This window comes from Mucilaginibacter sp. FW306-07-L (assembly GCF_058782065.1).
Genome location: NZ_JBYSXI010000003.1, coordinates 53428 through 71060, shown reverse-complemented (window position 1 = coordinate 71060; position 17633 = coordinate 53428). Strand labels below are relative to the sequence as shown.

Here is a 17633-nt window from a genome sequence, read left to right as displayed (position 1 = left end):
AATTAAACACGTGGCTGGCTCATGGCGGTAAGCATGTTACCGTAAACCGCGTTAAGCGATGCCAGGTTCTTAGCTAAGCGGCCGACTTCTTCCTTAAAGTTCTTTGAATCATCAATAGACTCATTGAAGTTTTGCATGGTAAGCGACAGGTTGTGGTAAAACGTGTTCATTGATTTTAGGTGGGCAGATGAATCCTGCAATTCCAATTCATAAACAGCGTTTAATGCACCCAGGTTTTTGGCCAGGTTGTTCACCTGGTCGTGGTAGGCTTTCGAGTCGATATTTGAATTAGCCATTTCAGCCAGGTTGGCCGACGCTTTTTCAAAAGAAGTGCTCAACTTATCATAGCTGGCGGTAGCGGTTTTTAACTTAGCGATATACTCGTTAGTAGCAGTACCTGCATCACCTACGGTTGATATAGCGGCAACCTTATCGCCAAAAGTTCTTAAATTATCACCCAGGCTGCTGATCAGTTCAGGACCTATTTTGGCATCGCTCAGCATTTTATCAAGCGCGGCTGTATTTGAAAAGCCTGTTGAGGCCGGTGCAGCAGCTACACGTGCGGTAGCGGTAGGCAGTTCACCTTTATAATCCTCATTTAATTCAGGGTAGGCGCGTGTCCAGTCAACTTCCACGGTATCGCGCTGAAGGCCAAGTATCAGGAACAATACCGCCTCAGTACCTAAACCCAACGTAATAAATGTGCTGGCGTATTGCCAGTGCTGAATTTTAAATAGCAAACCTATAATTACAACGGTTGCACCAATTGAAATGATGTTATCAATGCCGAACGGTTTTTTCTTGAGAGCCATAAGTTGATGTTAGTGTGGGTTTTTATTTATTGTTAATCAAAGTACAATACAATATAAGCACGATAAGGTTGGCGTAATATTAAATTATCGCTTGTCGCGAATGTCGCGGCCAACAAAGTGGCTTACGCAACGGAAACCGATGTATGATTTCGCGGTATCCTGGTACTCATAACTACGGGTAGAATTTTGCAGGAAGTAACCCACATCTTTCCATGAGCCGCCACGAACTACTTTGCGTTTCAGCACTTCAGGGTCTGAGGCTTTAGCTTCATAGTTAAAGGTCGGTGCCATATCATGCACAAAGGTTGAGGCTGAAGGATCAAAGGCTGAAGCCGTCCACTCGGCTACGTTACCCGCCATGTTATACAAGCCGTAATCATTCGGAAAGTAGGAGCGCACATTAACCGTATAAGCGCCGCCATCATCGGTGTAATTACCACGGCCGGGCTTAAAGTTAGCCATTAAACAGCCTTTGGCATTTTTAACATACGGGCCGCCCCAAGGGTAATCAGTGCCTATACGGCCGCCGCGGGCTGCATACTCAAATTCAGCCTCGGTAGGCAGGCTGAACGGCAGGCGGTGCGGTAAACGGCGCGAATCCTTATAAGCATCGTTATAACGGGTACGCCATACGGTAAAGGCGCGTGCCTGGCGCCAGGTGACACCCACAACCGGGTAGTTACGGAAGGCGGGGTGAGAGAAATAACCCTCAACCATCGGCTCATTGGCAGCGTATGAAAAGTCGCTCAGCCACACCAGCGTATCCGGGTAAACATTCACCGTATCGCGGAAGATGAAGTCGGAACGTTTGGCATTACGGTCGTTTTTATGGTTAGCGGCATCGCGTAATACCATAATAGAGTAGTTGTATTTAAGCAGGCGTACGTCAACCTCATTACGGTCAAACACGCGGTCATCGCCCTGGTAATACATACCGTCAAGCTTGGCCGCATTACCCGCGTTGTTACCCCTGAAATTCCAGATCGGATTCTTTTTTACATACTCCCAGTTTATAAACTTACGGCCACCGGCCGCGTTGTTGGCGTTTGCGTTGGCATTGCCGCCGCGTGGTTGTATATAGTATTTATCGTCGTTAAGGTAATTGGTAATGGCTATTGAATCGCGCACCCAGTTTACATATTGTTTGTATTGGGTGTTTGATATCTCGGTTTGGTCCATAAAAAAAGGTGATACGGTCACCTGTTTTGTTTGGGCTATCTGTGCAAAAGTTACATCCTGGTCTGTTTGTCCCATTAAAAACGAACCTCCGGGAATATAAACCATATTATAAGGTACCTCAGAGCGGAAAGATCGTTGCGGCACGCCTGTAACTTCCCCGCGGTCGCTGCTTTTGCAGGCAGATAAGAGAGATCCGGCTATAAATAAAAAAAAGTAAATTTTTCTCATGTGGTAATGTCCTGTCAGTATCAATACACTTTACAAACGCCCGAATATATAGTTTTAACTTTTTTAAACAAAAGCGCAAAAATATAGCACGGTGCCAAACTGCCCGGAAGGATGTAGGGTATAATTTGTGTATCATACTCTAAATCATTTCATTACAAAATGGCGTGCGTAAGTACGTTGTTAACGTAAAAAAAGGGGAAAGGGTTGCAAAAAAGTGAATAAATAACAGTTACAACCGTTATTTATTCACTTGCTTACAGTATTGATCTATAGCCATCGTCATGGATGGCGCGGCCGGTGTAGGTGCCGGTATATCTAATATCAGGCCTGCATCAAGCACTGCTTTGTGGGTAGTAGCGCCAAAAGCGGCTATGCGGGTGTTGTTCTGTTTAAAATCAGGAAAGTTTTTGTACAGCGATTGTATGCTGGATGGGCTAAAGAAAGCGATGACATCGTAAAATACCTCGGCCAGGTCAGACAGGTCACTGCATACCGTGCGGAACAGTACCGCGGGGGTGAAGTTGTAACCGTTCTCTAACAGGAACTTCTGTGTTTCTTCCGCCGCAACGTCTGAACATGGGTACAGGAATTTTTCGGCAGAATGTTTTTTCAATACTTCAGCCAGATCAGATGCGGTTTGCTTGCCAAAAAAGATCTTGCGTTTACGGTACTGAATATATTTTTGCAGATAAAGCGCGATGGTTTCAGACAGGCAGAAGTATTTCATATCAACCGGTACCTCAAAACGCATCTCCTCGCAAATGCGAAAAAAGTGATCGGCTGAGTTGCGGCTGGTAAAAATTACCGCTGTAAAGTCGGCCAGGTTTATTTTCTCCTTACGAAAGTCTTTAGCCGGTACACCCTCTACATGGATAAACGATCTGAAATCAATTTTCAGATTAAGTTTCTTAGCCAGTTCGGCGTATGGATTTTTATCGTTTTCGGGTTTTGGCAAGGTCACCAAAATGCTTTTAACCCTTTTCTTTCTATCTTCCAAAGTCAATCTCCGTAATAACTAACCAATTATACTATATGTTAAGTGCCTTTATTAATATTAAAATGGGGCAAATTTCAAGGGCACAAAGATAGATAAATAAATAAAATTTCGAAAACTTAAAGCTTGAAATAATAATTACGCTGTTACGCAGGTAAAGCCAAACTAAAATTACGCCTGCAATACCCAATGCCATTAATAATACTAATTGCGTTAACTGCGGATTAATTAAAGTTAAACAAATTACTACCGGCAAAAATAAAATGGCAACGGTAAAGTAAGTAAGGCATAAAATAGTGATGTAACGTTCAACTATCTCCTTAATAACAAATACCCAGCCCAAAAATTTCAGCACCATTATTTTAAAGGCGAACAGCAGCAGTACCGCTAAGGACAGCGACAGGTAAAGTGCCATACCTGCCAACTGGTAATATACCTGGTAATAAACGGATAACTGGTACAGGAACAGGCCAAAAGTAAAACCCAGCAGCACCAGCAGGCCGGTAAACGTCCAAAAGGTGATTGGGGTACCTTCATCGCTGTGCGAGAATAGCTGCATTTTAAAGGCTGACCGTAATATAGCATCTACATCGCGGCCGATGGTTAACCGTAGCAGCCCTGAATATAACAATAGCGCAACTACCACTCCAAGTACCCAGCGCGCACGCACCGCACGGCCTATTCCGGTACCTGCTACAGCCTTTGAGGCCGGTTTAATATCCCAAAAGCCATAGCCTTTGTACAAATATTTATCAAGCATTTGTGTTACAAACTGATTGGGGCGTTCCGGGTCAGGTGCTTTTATGTACAGCATCGCCAATGAGTCTGACACGGCTTGTTCCTGTAGTTTGGCCGCTATGGCTACCGAGTCCAGCATGTGGTATTGCCTTGGTGCCTGGTAATAATTAGTATCCGCCTCGATGGGTAATTCCGTTTCCGAACTGTCAGTTTGAGCTGTAGCCGCACCGCACAGTGTCGTTAAAAATAATAATATAGTGAGTAAGCGTGTCAAACCGGTACAAAGGTAAGCGTTTAGGCCGCTATTTGTAAATGACGGTGCATTAACTTTTAATTGACGACCAATCGGTACTTTTGCGGTTCAGATGGCCGGAATTTATTTACATATACCTTTTTGCAAAAAAGCATGTCATTACTGCGATTTTCATTTCAGTACTTCCTTAAAATATAAGAATGAACTTTTGCATGCCATGCTTAAAGAGGTAGAGCTGCAAAAAACTTACCTGGCCGGCGAAACCATCGAAACCATTTATTTTGGCGGCGGCACACCATCATTGCTGAACGGTGCCGAGATCAACCGTTTGCTTGATGCTATTACGCGGCTGCATACCGTAGCATCTGATGCCGAGATCACACTGGAGGCTAACCCCGATGATCTGGACAGGGCGAAGGTAAATGAACTAAGGCATACTCCTGTTAACCGTTTCAGTATCGGCATACAATCCTTTTTTGATGACGACCTGCTTTGGATGAACCGTGCGCATGAAGCCCGGGATGCTGAAGCATCAGTGATGCGGGCGCAGGATGCCGGGTTTGAAAACATCACGGTCGATCTGATCTATGCTTATCCGTTACTTACCGATACCAAGTGGAAGCACAATATCGAAAAGGTTTTTGGGCTAAGTGTTCCGCACGTGTCCGCCTATTCCATGACGGTGGAGCCGCAAACCGCGCTGGCATCATTCATCAGCAAAAACAAACAACCGCCTATGAACGAGCAGCAGAGCGCCGCCCAGTTCACCTACCTGATAGATGCTATGGAAAAGCAGGGCTTTGAGCAGTATGAGATATCGAACTTTTGCAAGCCCGGCCATTACTCACGCCATAACTCCAATTATTGGAAAGGGATTAAATACCTGGGCATCGGGCCATCAGCGCACTCATTTAACGGCGAAACCAGGCAGTGGAATGTGGCTAATAACGCCAAGTACACACAATCCTTGGAGTTGGGCACCATACCCGCCGAAACCGAGGTGCTTACCGAAAAAGATCGGCTGAACGAATATATCATGACTTCGCTTCGTACCATTTGGGGATTGGATATGAATAGACTAAACCAAATTGCCGCCGGTGCCGCCGATCAACTACTTACCCAAACCGACGAGTTTTTTGATAAGGAATGGCTGAGCCAGAAACAGCAAACGCTGTATCTCACTCCAGCAGGTAAACTCTACGCCGACCATATCGCTTCCGAATTATTCTTTTAACGAGTACTCCTTTTAAGAGTTTTAATAATTAATTGATTATTAATGTTTTATGTGATAGTTGTGTGCTGTGAAATCCATACGGATGCAAGCAAGCGTACATGGATACAGATACATCTATAAAAAACAAAAATGAAAAAATTAATTATCGCGGCGTTTGCATTAGCAGCTATTGCAATTGCGCCTAAAACTTATGCTCAAACTAAAATGGTTGGCGGTGCGGCCATGTACCCAACCAAGGATATTGTTGACAATGCCGTTAACTCTAAAGACCATACTACACTTGTGGCCGCTGTTAAAGCCGCGGGTTTGGTTGAAACATTAAAAGGTAAAGGCCCGTTCACCGTATTCGCTCCAACCAACGAGGCGTTCAATAAACTACCCGCCGGTACGGTTGATAATTTGGTAAAGCCTGAAAATAAGGCAACACTTACTAAAATACTAACATACCACGTAGTTGCTGGTAAAATGAGCGCTAAGGATTTAATGGCGAAGGCGAAATCGGCCACCCCAACCTTAACCACGGTTGAAGGCGAAAAGTTAACTGTTAAAGTTGAAGCCGGTAAAGTTTACCTGGTTGATACCAAAGGTGGAAAATCATGGGTAACTATTGCTGATGTTAACCAAAGCAATGGCGTTATCCACGTAGTTAACACCGTTTTAATGCCCTAACTAACCAAATATAAATGTTGTTAAGGGTCGGCAGTTTTTGCCGGCCCTTTTTTGTTTGCAACGATGCGATATTTAGTCGTATATGAATAAAATAGTTGCAGTGTAGATGTCATCAGATTGGTGATTTTTCATGTTTTAACTATTTGATAATATAAAAACACTAATTTTATGCGGTCTGGACAAATCATTTTAGCCAGTTTTTTGTATGGGATTCAAACTTTCAGGTGTTGATACGGTAGAGCATATTTCTGCCGCCGATTTTAAGAAGAATTATCTTGATGCCCGCCGTCCGCTGGTAATAAAAGGCTTGACCAAAAGCTGGCCTGCCCGTGAGAAATGGACGGCCGAATACATGAAAGAGATCGTCGGCAGCCAAACGGTCCCGCTGTATGATAACTCAAAGGCCGATCCGGCAAAGCCGATCAATACTTCGGCAGCGGTAATGCCCTTTAATGAGTATATCGATCTGATCAAATCGCAGCCTACCGAATTGCGTATCTTCTTTTTTAACATATTTAAACACGCTCCGCAACTGCTGGATGATATTGTGTTGCCTAAGGATTTAATGGGTGGTTTTATCGAGAGCATGCCGGCCATGTTCTTCGGTGGCTCAAACTCGGTTACCTTTTTGCATTATGATATTGACCTGCCGCATATTTTCCATACCCATTTTGGCGGCCGCAAGCATGTAATATTGTTTGAAAACAAGTGGAAAGAGCGTTTATATTGTTTACCGAACGCAACCTACGCGCTGGAGGATTATGATGTAGCTAATCCGGACATCAGCAAATTCCCGGCTTTGGATGGCGTTGAAGGGCAGGAAGTGTTTTTAGAGCACGGCGATACCCTGTTTATGCCAACCGGTTACTGGCATTGGATGAAGTACCTGGACGGATCATTCTCGCTAAGCCTGCGTGCCTGGGATGCTTCCATCTCCCGCAAAGCCGCCAGTGTTTATAACTTGGCCGTAAAAGGCGGGCTGGACAGTGTTTTGAAGATGGCCTTTAAAGAAAAGTACGCTAAATACCGCGAAGGCGTAGCCATTAAACGTGCCGAAAAGGCACTTGCAGACGGTTTGCCGAGATAGTGCCCGCTAATAAAGAATAAGTGACAGGCAAATGCCTAAAAAACATAACCCGGTTATGATCTGTCCTGATTTTTCAGCGCTCATCATAACCGGGGCTTTTTTTATTATAGTCGGCGTACCGTGTATTATGATGAATGATCGCACACGATCAGCCATTCGCCTTTAATCTTACGGAACCATAAGGTAAAATATCCGCCGGGCGCGTCCTTCTCGCGTTTCAGGTTCCAGCCGCCTAAAATAAAGGCGTTGGTTTTATCTATCAGGTTAACTTTTAGTATTTTAAAGGTCAAAAAGCCCATGGCCGCCTTATCTGGATAACCGCGTTTATAATTATCCATAGTGTTTTGCCAGCCATAGGTAGGGCCGCTTTTGCCAACGAACATTAGTGAATCTGATTTCCAGTAAGTTTGCATATAAGCCTCAATGTCGCCGTTATTCCAGGCTTCCCGCTGCTTATCCATCACCTTTAATATGGCCTGTTTATCCTGCGCATGTGTAATAATTACACTCAAAAGAAGTATAAATAGGGTCAAAAAACGTTTCATACACTAAAATAAAACAATTAATTCACATTAACCTGTTAGCTTTGTACCAAATTGGTTTATGGTATGAAGAAACATGTACTTTGTTTTGGTGAAGTTTTGTGGGATACTTTTGCTGATGGCAAAAAGGCCGGCGGCGCACCAATGAACGTGGCCCGCCACCTGGCCCAGCAAAAAGTTGAGGTTTCCTTTGCAAGCCGTATCGGCAGCGATCAGTCGGGAAAAGAATTAACACAATTTTTAAAGGAGAACGAACTATACAGCTCCTTTATTCAATACGATAACGAACTGCCTACCTGCGAGGTTACCGTTGAACTGGATGCCGCTAATCAGGCAACCTACATTATACCCGAACCCGTATCGTGGGATAATATTAAAGCGGATAAGGGCTTACGTAAACACGCCAAAAAGGTATCGGCCATAGTATTTGGCAGCCTGGCATCGCGCGGTAAAGTCACTCGTGATACGCTGCGCACCCTGCTTGATGAATCATCAGCGTTAAAAATATTCGACGTTAACCTGCGCACCCCTCACTTTGAACTTTCAACCATTGAAACGTTGGCTGCCAAGGCCGATGTGGTTAAGATGAACGAAGAAGAGGCTATACTATTAGTAGGCGCGAAAGATATCGAGAACCTGAAAGAAAGCGTGATCGAGTTTCAGAAGAAATATCATGTTAAAACAATATGTGTAACCCGTGGCGGTAAAGGCGCTATGGTATTGCACGACGAAAAGTTTTACGAACATCCGGGCTTTAAGGTAGAGGTTGAAGATACCGTTGGTGCAGGCGACGCCTTTTTAGCGACCTTTATAAAGGGGTTAATAAAGGATAAGCCGATGGCACAGGTATTGGAGAAAGCCTGCGCGGTAGGTGCTTATGTAACCACCAGGCGCGGTGCCAATCCCGAATATACCAAAGATCAGATCAGGGCGATACGCGCGGCGCTTTCCGAAGGGAAAAAATAGCCGCCATTGTCATTCCTGTTCCACAAAAGCGGGGTGCTTAAACTTTTCAGGAAAATTATCCGTTAATTTAAGTTCAAGGAAAAGGACAATTATGCGTGGTTATGGATTTTCACAGTTTACCCCCCGGCAGGTACCCAAAGGCGGCTTTGACGAGCTGCTAAAGCTGTTCCTTGAGCTGCTCAACTATACCTCAGGCGATGCAGAAGAGGCATTGGCCTGGTTGAACGAGCTGGACAAGCAATACAACATCACCAATGACGAATATGGCATGGGTGACTTTATTGACGAACTCAAGGATCGCGGCTACCTGAATGAGGACGGCCGCAGCGGGCAATTCAGCATTACGGCTAAAACAGAACAGACTATACGCCAGTCGGCATTAGAGGAGATATTCGGCAAGCTAAAAAAATCAGGCAAGGGTAATCACCGCTCACCCCAATCGGGTCAGGGCGATGAGAAGAACGCCGAGCGCCGAGAGTTTGAGTTTGGCGACAGCCTGGACCAGATCGACATGACACAGAGCATCCACAATGCCCAGGTGAATCATGGTATCGGCGATTTTATGATGACCGAGCGCGACCTGGAAGTAGAGGAGATGGACTACAAAACCCTCACCTCAACCGTGCTGATGATCGATATATCGCACTCGATGATATTGTATGGCGAGGACAGGATAACGCCCGCCAAAAAAGTAGCGATGGCATTAGCCGAGCTCATCCGCACAAAATATCCTAAAGATACCTTAGATATTGTGGTTTTTGGCAACGATGCCTGGCCTATTAATTTGCAGGACTTACCGTACCTGCAGGTTGGCCCGTACCATACCAATACTTATGCGGGTTTGCAATTGGCTACCGATATTCTTCGCAGGCGCAAAACACACAACAAGCAAATTTTTATGATAACCGATGGTAAGCCCACCTGCTTAAAGGAAGGTACACGGTATTATAAAAACAGTATAGGCCTTGACCGTAAGGTGGTAAACAAAACACTGAACATGGCCGCGCAGTGTAAGCGCTTGAGGATACCGATCACTACGTTCATGATCGCTAAGGATCCGTACCTGCAACAATTCGTTCGTCAGTTTACTGAAACCAATGGTGGTAAAGCGTTCTACAGCTCGCTGAACGGTTTGGGTGAATACATATTTGAAGATTACATCAGGAACAGAAGAAGAACGGTGCGATAACATTTAGTCGGAAAGATGGAGAAGTCCGGAAGTCCGAAAGAATAAAAATATTAAACAAAAACATCCGGACTTTCGGTCTTTCCGACTTCCGGACTAACCAATACCATGAGTAACAAACTACTTGAAATAAAAACCCTCGGGCAGCTAAAGCAAACGGATTACCGCAGTCGCTCGGTTAAGGATGAATTAAGAGCTAACCTGATAACACAATTACAAAAGAGCGAAGATGGCTTTCAGGGCATCATCGGGTTTGAGGATACGGTGATACCTGATCTGCAAACGGCTATTTTGTCGCGCCACAACATATTACTATTAGGTTTACGCGGGCAGGCTAAAACACGTATCGCGCGTTTGCTGGTAAATTTGCTTGATGAGTATACCCCATATATCGAAGGGTCAGAATTATTTGATGACCCGCTGAACCCGATCTCGTGGTATGGGCACAGCATCGTTACCGAAAAGGGCGACGATACCCCGATTGCCTGGCTGCACCGCTCCGAGCGTTATACCGAAAAGCTGGCTACGCCTGATGTTACCGTTGCCGACCTGATTGGCGATGTTGACCCCATCAAGGCCGCTACCATGAAGCTAACCTATTCGGACGAGCGTGTTATTCACTTCGGTTTGATACCACGAGCGCACCGGGGCATCTTCGTGATTAACGAGTTGCCCGACTTGCAGGCACGTATCCAGGTATCGCTGTTCAACATCCTGCAGGAAAAAGACATACAGATCCGCGGTTTTAAACTGCGCCTGCCGCTTGACCTGCAATTTGTGTTCACTGCCAACCCGGAGGATTATACCAACCGTGGTTCGATAGTAACGCCGCTGAAAGACCGTATCGAAAGCCAGATATTAACGCACTACCCGCGCTCTGTGGAGATCTCGCGTAAGATCACCCAACAGGAAGCGCTTTTGACCTCCGAGCAAAAAACAGCTATTGAGGCCGACGGACTGGTGAAGGACCTGGTAGAGCGGATCGCTTTTGAGGCCCGTAATTCTGAGTATATCGATAAAAAATCGGGCGTGTCCGCACGATTAACCATATCAGCGTATGAAAACCTGATCAGCAATGCCGAGCGCCGCATGATCATCAACCGCGAAGCCAGCACCTTTGTGCGCATCACCGACTTTTTAGGGGTTATCCCGGCCATTACCGGTAAAATTGAGCTGGTTTATGAGGGCGAACTGGAAGGTCCTGCTAAAGTAGCTAACCTGTTGATCGGCAAGGCTATCAAAACCCTGCTGGTACAGTTTTTCCCTGATCCGGAGAAAGCTAAAAAATCAAAGTCGCCTAACCCGTATGCCGAAATTGTGAACTGGTTTGGCAATGGCAATACCATCGCGCTGATTGATGACCTATCCGCAGCCGAGTATAAAAAGTTGCTGAACGAAGTGCCGGGTTTAAAGGCATTGGTTAAGCAAATTCATCCAAGGTTGAGCGAAAACCAGCAATTGCTGTTAATGGAATTTGTGCTGCACGGTTTGGCCGAATTTTCGCAACTGAACAAAGGATTTCTGGATAATGGCTTCGCATTTTCGGACATGTTCAACAGTTTGTTTAATTTGCAGCCCGACGACGAGGACGATGATTTAGACCTTGACGACGATAGGTATAACAATTAACATGCAAGCAAAAATCCTGACCGTCACCTTAATTAGTATAGTACTTTTATTAGCCGATGTTTATGTAATAAGCGGCATAAGGGGAGCATTCCCTAAATGGCGTTTTGTACAAAAAAAGAGTTTTACCACCATCTTTTTAACCCTGTCGATACTGCTTATTATTGCGCTGTATGTTGGGGTTTATATAAAAATAAATGTTGGTGTACGTGCCGCGCTTATGCTGGTGTTTTTTTTACAGGCTATAGTTAAGGCCGTATTTGTGCTGTTTGTTTTTATGGATGATATCAGGCGGTTTTTTAAACGCCTGTTCATCCGTGATAAAAAGCAACCGGAGCCGCCGGTACCTGCACCGGTTACTGAAACCGAACCGCGTAATCAGTTACCAGCCATCCCCCGCTCAGAATTTTTGATGAAGGCCGGTTTGCTGGCTGGTATGGTACCGTTGGCGGCTATGGGCTATTCATCCATGACGAGTGTATACGATTACCAGGTACGCCGCCGCAAATTATACCTGCCCAACCTGCCTAAAAAATTTGACGGTTTATTGTTAGGGCAGATATCCGATATTCACTCCGGCAGCTTTTATAAAAAGAAAGCCGTGGCCGGTGGTGTGGATATGCTGCTTGCCGAAAAACCCGACCTGATATTTTTTACCGGCGACCTGGTGAATGACGTAGCTCCCGAAATGCGAGATTACCAGGATATCTTCAGTAAGGTTAAAGCACCTTTAGGCGTGTTTTCAACCCTGGGTAATCATGATTATGGCGATTATGCATGGTGGCCTGATGCCGCGGCGAAAAAGAAGAACCTCGACGACCTGAAAGCCACCCATAAAAATATGGGATGGGATTTGCTGATGAACACCCACCGCAGGTTAAAGGTTGATGGTGAGGAAATAGGTATTTTAGGCATTGAAAATTGGGCGGCTATCAGCCGTTTTCCGCGCTATGGCCGTATGGATCTGGCTACAAAAGATACGGATGACCTGCCGGTAAAACTCCTGCTCTCGCATGATCCATCGCACTGGCGCGCCGAAGTGTTGCCAAAATATCCGCAGATAGATGCTATGTTCTCTGGCCATACGCATGGTATGCAGTTTGGCGTACGTACGGAGGAGGTTCAGTGGAGCCCGATAAAATATGTGTATAACGAATGGGCTGGGCATTATCACGAAAATAACCAGCAATTATATGTAAATGTTGGTTACGGCTTTATTGGTTATACCGGGCGTATTGGTATTTTGCCCGAGATAACGATATTTGAATTAAAAGCCGGGCACGATCCAAACCCTGCGTGGATATAAAACGCCACCGGCTGTGTAAACTTGCATGAAAAAACTGCTGCAGCCGGTACTTAACTTTTTGCTTTTCAGCAATGTGTTTATGGCTTTGTGTGCCGTGGCGCAGGCGCTGGTAACTTTTCACCTGATTAGCGCAAAACCAGTTTACCCGGTACTGGCCTTGTTGTTCACCTCAACCCTTGGTATATATAATTTCTGTATCCTGATAACCCGGCCTAAAGCGCCTATGCAATCGCCGTACGTACGGGTACGCTGGTTCTTTAGTCATTACCGGTTAATGGTATCATTCACCATTATCTGCCTGCTCTCGCTTATTCCGCTGTTCTTTATGGTGACGCTGCCATCAAAACTGTTATTGGTTTTTATGGGCGCCTTATCCGTATTGTATGGGCTGCCATTGTTTACACTGGGTTCGCAAAAGTTTGGCTTACGCAATATTCCCGGTTTAAAAGCCATACTGATCACGGTAGTTTGGGTGGCCAGTTGTGTGCTGCTGCCGGTACTGGAGGCGCAGGGCCGGCATCTGACAGATATTTCTATGCGGGATACGGTGATCCTTGCCGCAAAGCGTTTCCTGTTCATCGGTGCCTTAACCGTACCATTTGATATCCGCGATTTGTTTCAGGACAGGCAAACCGGCCTTAAAACCATCCCCGTTGTTTGGGGCGAACGGAAGGCTTACCTATTTTGCCAGGTACTTCTGGCGGGTTATATATTGTTATTATTCATGTTCCGCCATAATGGCTTTAATGTTGATTTTTTCGCGCTCACGCTAACCGCCCTGCTCACCGGCTGGCTGATTTTTAAATCAACCTGGGAGAAGAACGAGTATTACTATTTTTTCTACCTCGATGGCGTGCTGATACTGCAATATGTAATTGTGCTGGCTTTTAGTATGCTGAAAACCTATGGCGGCTAACTACAACAAAACAGCCTGGTTTTATGATAGCCTTGCCCGGCTGGTGTTTGGCAGCGCGCTAAAAAAGTCGCAAAAGCATTTGCTGCCGTTGGTACCTAAACACGGCCGGATATTAATTATCGGCGGCGGCACCGGCCAAACGCTCGAAGACCTGGCTGCGCTGCAATATGAAGGCTTGCACATCACCTTTATTGAAATATCAGCCAACATGACAGCCATCGCCAGGAAAAGAAATGCGGGTAACAACCAGGTGACTTTTATTACAGATGCCATTGAGCAAGTGCGATTAATGCCTGAATATGATGTGATAATTACCGGCTTTTTTTATGATAATTATACCGATGCTGATCTGCCTGTAACATTTAATCATATCAGTTCCGCTTTAAAACCCGGCGGTCTGTGGCTCAACACGGATTTTCAACTCACCGGCAAATGGTGGCAGCTATTGCTGCTGAAAAGCATGTATACATTTTTCAAGATGTTCAGTCCGATCCCGGTAAATAAGTTACCGGAGATAGATAAGGTTTTTGCATCGTATGGATATAAATCTATAGTAAGTGCAACTTTTTATGGTGATTTTATATTGACAAGAGCTTATAAAAAATCCCTAAAGAATTAATTAACCTGTCATTTCGAGCGATAGCGAGAAATCTGTTCGCTTTGCTACGAACACAGGCAGATTTCTCCTCGTACCTCGATCGAAATGACAAGTTTTTAATTTAAGTCCTCCTTCTTGGGGAGGATTTAGGAGGGGTTAAAAGAGCGTATGCCTGCCGGAAAACCGGGCTAGGGAGTATGGCCTGTGCAGCTGAAGGTTTTTTCCGGCTTGATGTTTGGTTACTTTGCATCTAAGGTAAAGTAACTGGCCTCTGCGGCCAAGAGCAGGCTGACGATTCAATAAAGTACTATCGCTAATTAAAGCACAAAAGCATCTCATTACCTGTCCTAAATTTCTTTTGAGCGATCAAAAGAAACAAAAATCGCCGGCTTTTTAATTTTTTTTTAAAGTTAGTGCATCAACCTGCTACCCGAAAATTAAGAGGCCGGAATTATAGTTTATGATTGGGTTATGCTTGTAATGTATAAAGATTTTCAGCCCCCTCTCCTTTAGGAGAGGGCCGGGGTGAGGTTTAGGTGACAGATTTCTCCTTGTCGTTCGAAATGACAAGCTTTTTATTTTAAGTCCTCCCTCTCGGGGATGATTTAGGATGGGTTAAAAGAGCGTTGGCCTGCCGGAAAACCGGGCCTGGGAGTATAGCCTGTGCGGCTGAAGGTTTTTTTCCGGCCTGACTTTGGTTGCTTTGTGCCTAAGACAAAGTAACTGGCCTCTCCGGCCAAGAGTAGGCTAACGATAATTCAAGTAAAATCCGTTGATCAAAGCACCTCAATATAGTGAATCAACTATTTAATTAAGCCTGTTGCGTACTCGTATATTTCCAACCATATCGATTCTGATTTTTCACCTCTCAATATTGCCTTAGCTTCTACCATACAGCCTCCCATTAGCTCGATATGCCTAATTATTGGAAATTCAAATAGTGCAGGTAGGTTGTAAGAAATATCCCTTTTAGGTTGCTTAACAATTTTCCATTTTAGTTGCGGATGCGTGTCGATTATTAATTTTGAAATAAGCAGCGATAAATCAGCAACTATCGCCAATCCCTTATTTGTAATGATTGCATCTCCCTCTTTTAACTCTGAAAATACGGGCTTCTTAAGGATATAAGTTATTTTTTTAGATACTCTTTCAATATCATTTTTATGATTGCCTGTTAAACTTTCATTGATACAAGTAAGTAAATAATCTACCCTATCATCTTTTACAGACATAAGCCAATCAAAATAAGTCTTAGCTTGTTTTGTGGTCCATAGACGGGCATTAATGGCTGAAACTTCCTCTGGTGGTATAAACAGAATATAATCTTTCATATTATCAATGGTGAATCAAAGCCCGCTCAAAAACCATATTGTTTTTAATGTAGTATGTCTATTTCATATTCGCATTTTCCACATGCTCCGGTAACCTTGGCGCAAAATAAGTAAGTATGGCTTTGGCTTGTTTCAGGTTCACTACTTCCATCAGTTCCTGCTCGTTGGCCTCACGTATTTTTTTAACAGACTTAAAATATTTCAGCAATTTTTCGGCGGTGGTTTTGCCTATGCCTTCTATCAGCTCCAACTCAGTAGCCAGGGTGCCCTTATCCCGTTTTTTGCGGTGGAAGGTGATGCCGAAGCGGTGAGCCTCGTCGCGCAGTTGCTGAATTACTTTCAGCGTTTCTGATTTTTTATCGAGGTATAAAGGGTACTGATCGCCGGGGTAATACAGTTCCTCCAGTCGTTTGGCAATGCCGATAACCGTTACCTGTTTTTCGATGCCCAGCAGTTTCAGGCTTTTCATGGCCGAGGATAGCTGCCCTTTACCGCCGTCAATAATAATAAGCTGCGGCAGCTCAGTGCCCTCTTCCAGCATACGGCGGTAGCGGCGATGCACGGCTTCCTCCATGGTGGCAAAGTCATTCGGGCCTTCAACCGTTTTTACGTTGAAGTGGCGGTAATCCTTTTTAGATGGCCTGCCGTCCCTGAACACCACAATGGCCGATACCGGGTACTTGCCCTGAAAGTTGGAGTTATCAAAACACTCGATGTGGCGCGGCAACTGGTTCAGGCGTAAGTCTTTCATCATCTGCGTAAGCAGGCGCTCGGTACGTACCTCGGGGTTCAGCTTTTCGTACTGGTCTATTTTTTCACGTTTAAAAAACTGCACGTTCTTTTGCGATAGGTCGAGCAGCTTTTTCTTTTCGCCCAGTTTGGGTACGGTAAACTTAATGCTGGCATCTTCCAGTTGAATATCAAACGGAACAATGATCTCTTTGGAGTGACTATTATAGCGGCTCCTGAATTCAAATATCGCCAGGGTCAGCAATTCCTCGTCGCTTTCATCCAGCCGTTTTTTTAGTTCGATAGTTTGCGTTTGGATGATGGTGCCATTCATCACCTTTAAAAAGTTAACAAAGGCATATTTCTCTTCGGACGCGATGCTGAACACATCCACATCCGTAATAGACGAGTTTACAACCGTCGATTTACTTTGGTATTTCTCCAGCAGATCGTACTTGCGTTTGAGCTTATGTGCCAGCTCAAAATTCATATCGGTAACAGCGGCATCCATCTCGGCTTTCATCTCGCGCACCACGTTGCTTATTTTGCCGTTCAGTATATCCTTTATCTCGTTGATGCTGTTATCGTAATCATCCTCGGTCTGGTAATTCTGGCAGGGGCCTTTGCAATTGCCTAACTGGTATTCAAGGCACACCTTGAACTTTCCTTTATCAATATTCTCGCGGGTGAGTGCCAGGTTGCAGGTACGCAGCGGGTACATCTCGCGGATCAGATCAAGTATGGTATGCATCATACTTACCGAAGCGTAAGGGCCAAGGTATTTTGAGCCGTCGCGCACGATGCGGCGCGTCCAAAAGATGCGTGGAAAATTCTCGTTCTTGATGATGATCCAGGGGTAGGTCTTATCATCCTTCAGCATCACGTTGTAACGGGGCTGATGCTTTTTGATCATGCTGTTTTCCAGCAGCCAGGCATCTACCTCGGTATCAACAATGGTAAAGGTAATGTTGCGGATTTTTGATACCAGCACACGGGTTTTGGCATTCACATTCAAATCCTTATTAAAGTAGGATGTAACGCGGTTGCGCAAGTCCTTGGCCTTACCAATGTAGATCAGCTCATTCTCGCTGTCCCAAAACTGGTATACGCCCGGCCGGTGTGGTATGTTTTTTAGTGCCGCCCTGTAATCAAATCGCTCCATTAGCCCCCTAACCCCCTAAAGGAGGAATCAGATAAATATATTGTTAACACAAAAAAGCCGTGTTTGATGCAAAAGTA

16 protein-coding genes are annotated in these 17633 nt (G+C 45.0%); 9 read left to right on the top strand and 7 right to left on the bottom strand.

All coding sequences use genetic code 11. From position 1 onward, the window contains the following. Positions 1–2 precede the first annotated feature (2 nt). From porL to AC3WJC_RS15300, 4 genes are all read right to left on the bottom strand, one after another. Entirely contained in the window at positions 3–812 is an 810-nt protein-coding gene (gene porL / locus AC3WJC_RS15315) for a type IX secretion system motor protein PorL/GldL (protein WP_492399996.1), read from the bottom strand. An 84-nt stretch (positions 813–896) separates the two neighbouring features. Continuing rightward, positions 897–2219: a T9SS ring complex lipoprotein PorK/GldK gene (gene porK / locus AC3WJC_RS15310; RefSeq protein WP_492399995.1), complete on the bottom strand. Its 1323-nt coding sequence runs from the start codon at positions 2217–2219 to the stop codon at positions 897–899. A gap of 238 nt (positions 2220–2457) precedes the next feature. Beyond that, a complete protein-coding gene (locus tag AC3WJC_RS15305) occupies positions 2458–3222 on the bottom strand; it encodes a uroporphyrinogen-III synthase (protein WP_492399994.1) in 765 nt (254 codons plus the stop codon). Between the two features lie 25 nt (positions 3223–3247). After that, positions 3248–4225 carry a DUF4271 domain-containing protein gene (locus tag AC3WJC_RS15300; protein WP_492399993.1) on the bottom strand — a complete coding sequence of 326 codons (978 nt, stop codon included), beginning with the start codon at positions 4223–4225 and terminating at the stop codon, positions 3248–3250. Positions 4226–4316: 91 nt separating this feature from the next. On the opposite strand from AC3WJC_RS15300, the gene hemW reads away from it, so the two are divergent. The 3 genes from hemW (at position 4317) to AC3WJC_RS15285 (ending at position 7194) form a co-directional block, all read left to right on the top strand. Further along, on the top strand, positions 4317–5438 hold the full coding sequence (hemW, locus tag AC3WJC_RS15295; protein ID WP_492399992.1) for a radical SAM family heme chaperone HemW: 1122 nt from the start codon (positions 4317–4319) through the stop codon (positions 5436–5438). A gap of 129 nt (positions 5439–5567) precedes the next feature. Next, positions 5568–6107 carry a fasciclin domain-containing protein gene (locus tag AC3WJC_RS15290; protein ID WP_492399991.1) on the top strand — a complete coding sequence of 180 codons (540 nt, stop codon included), beginning with the start codon at positions 5568–5570 and terminating at the stop codon, positions 6105–6107. A gap of 205 nt (positions 6108–6312) precedes the next feature. Next, the gene (locus AC3WJC_RS15285) at positions 6313–7194 is read left to right on the top strand and encodes a cupin-like domain-containing protein (protein WP_492399990.1); all 882 of its coding nucleotides are present in this window, start codon (positions 6313–6315) and stop codon (positions 7192–7194) included. 125 nt (positions 7195–7319) lie between these two features. Here AC3WJC_RS15285 and AC3WJC_RS15280 read toward each other — a convergent pair whose 3' ends face one another. Then, the gene (locus AC3WJC_RS15280; RefSeq protein WP_492399989.1) at positions 7320–7739 is read right to left on the bottom strand and encodes a YybH family protein; all 420 of its coding nucleotides are present in this window, start codon (positions 7737–7739) and stop codon (positions 7320–7322) included. A gap of 63 nt (positions 7740–7802) precedes the next feature. Here AC3WJC_RS15280 and AC3WJC_RS15275 point away from each other — a divergent pair, with 63 nt between their 5' ends. The 6 genes from AC3WJC_RS15275 to AC3WJC_RS15250 all read left to right on the top strand — a co-directional run bounded on the left by AC3WJC_RS15275 (position 7803) and on the right by AC3WJC_RS15250 (position 14355). Further along, positions 7803–8702 (top strand): carbohydrate kinase family protein, encoded by a 900-nt coding sequence (locus AC3WJC_RS15275; protein ID WP_492399988.1) that lies wholly within the window; start codon positions 7803–7805, stop codon positions 8700–8702. 91 nt (positions 8703–8793) lie between these two features. Then, entirely contained in the window at positions 8794–9891 is a 1098-nt protein-coding gene (locus tag AC3WJC_RS15270; protein WP_492399987.1) for a vWA domain-containing protein, read from the top strand. A 105-nt stretch (positions 9892–9996) separates the two neighbouring features. Continuing rightward, complete coding sequence (locus AC3WJC_RS15265) at positions 9997–11517, top strand: sigma 54-interacting transcriptional regulator (protein WP_492399986.1); 1521 nt, start codon at positions 9997–9999, stop codon at positions 11515–11517. Between the two features lies 1 nt (position 11518). Further along, the gene (locus AC3WJC_RS15260; protein WP_492399985.1) at positions 11519–12820 is read left to right on the top strand and encodes a metallophosphoesterase; all 1302 of its coding nucleotides are present in this window, start codon (positions 11519–11521) and stop codon (positions 12818–12820) included. A gap of 25 nt (positions 12821–12845) precedes the next feature. After that, positions 12846–13736 carry a UbiA prenyltransferase family protein gene (locus AC3WJC_RS15255; RefSeq protein WP_492399984.1) on the top strand — a complete coding sequence of 297 codons (891 nt, stop codon included), beginning with the start codon at positions 12846–12848 and terminating at the stop codon, positions 13734–13736. After that, a complete protein-coding gene (locus AC3WJC_RS15250; protein ID WP_492399983.1) occupies positions 13726–14355 on the top strand; it encodes a class I SAM-dependent methyltransferase in 630 nt (209 codons plus the stop codon). The genes AC3WJC_RS15255 and AC3WJC_RS15250 overlap by 11 nt, the downstream gene beginning before the upstream one ends. 782 nt (positions 14356–15137) lie before the next feature. Here the strand turns inward: AC3WJC_RS15250 and AC3WJC_RS15245 are convergent. Together AC3WJC_RS15245 and uvrC are read right to left on the bottom strand one after the other, a co-directional pair. Continuing rightward, positions 15138–15665, bottom strand: coding sequence for a hypothetical protein (locus AC3WJC_RS15245; RefSeq protein WP_492399982.1), 528 nt, complete (start codon positions 15663–15665; stop codon positions 15138–15140). A 58-nt stretch (positions 15666–15723) separates the two neighbouring features. Further along, positions 15724–17556 (bottom strand): excinuclease ABC subunit UvrC, encoded by a 1833-nt coding sequence (gene uvrC / locus AC3WJC_RS15240; protein WP_492399981.1) that lies wholly within the window; start codon positions 17554–17556, stop codon positions 15724–15726. Between the last annotated feature and the right edge of the window lie 77 nt (positions 17557–17633).

Coding starts and splice junctions, on each gene's coding strand:
- porL (WP_492399996.1), bottom strand. CDS start 812: ATGGCTCTCAAGAAAAAACCGTTCGGCATTGATAACATCATTTCAATT.
- porK (WP_492399995.1), bottom strand. CDS start 2,219: ATGAGAAAAATTTACTTTTTTTTATTTATAGCCGGATCTCTCTTATCT.
- hemW (WP_492399992.1), top strand. CDS start 4,317: ATGGCCGGAATTTATTTACATATACCTTTTTGCAAAAAAGCATGTCAT.
- AC3WJC_RS15290 (WP_492399991.1), top strand. CDS start 5,568: ATGAAAAAATTAATTATCGCGGCGTTTGCATTAGCAGCTATTGCAATT.
- AC3WJC_RS15285 (WP_492399990.1), top strand. CDS start 6,313: ATGGGATTCAAACTTTCAGGTGTTGATACGGTAGAGCATATTTCTGCC.
- AC3WJC_RS15280 (WP_492399989.1), bottom strand. CDS start 7,739: ATGAAACGTTTTTTGACCCTATTTATACTTCTTTTGAGTGTAATTATT.
- AC3WJC_RS15275 (WP_492399988.1), top strand. CDS start 7,803: ATGAAGAAACATGTACTTTGTTTTGGTGAAGTTTTGTGGGATACTTTT.
- AC3WJC_RS15270 (WP_492399987.1), top strand. CDS start 8,794: ATGCGTGGTTATGGATTTTCACAGTTTACCCCCCGGCAGGTACCCAAA.
- AC3WJC_RS15265 (WP_492399986.1), top strand. CDS start 9,997: ATGAGTAACAAACTACTTGAAATAAAAACCCTCGGGCAGCTAAAGCAA.
- AC3WJC_RS15260 (WP_492399985.1), top strand. CDS start 11,519: ATGCAAGCAAAAATCCTGACCGTCACCTTAATTAGTATAGTACTTTTA.
- AC3WJC_RS15255 (WP_492399984.1), top strand. CDS start 12,846: ATGAAAAAACTGCTGCAGCCGGTACTTAACTTTTTGCTTTTCAGCAAT.
- AC3WJC_RS15250 (WP_492399983.1), top strand. CDS start 13,726: ATGGCGGCTAACTACAACAAAACAGCCTGGTTTTATGATAGCCTTGCC.
- AC3WJC_RS15245 (WP_492399982.1), bottom strand. CDS start 15,665: ATGAAAGATTATATTCTGTTTATACCACCAGAGGAAGTTTCAGCCATT.
- uvrC (WP_492399981.1), bottom strand. CDS start 17,556: ATGGAGCGATTTGATTACAGGGCGGCACTAAAAAACATACCACACCGG.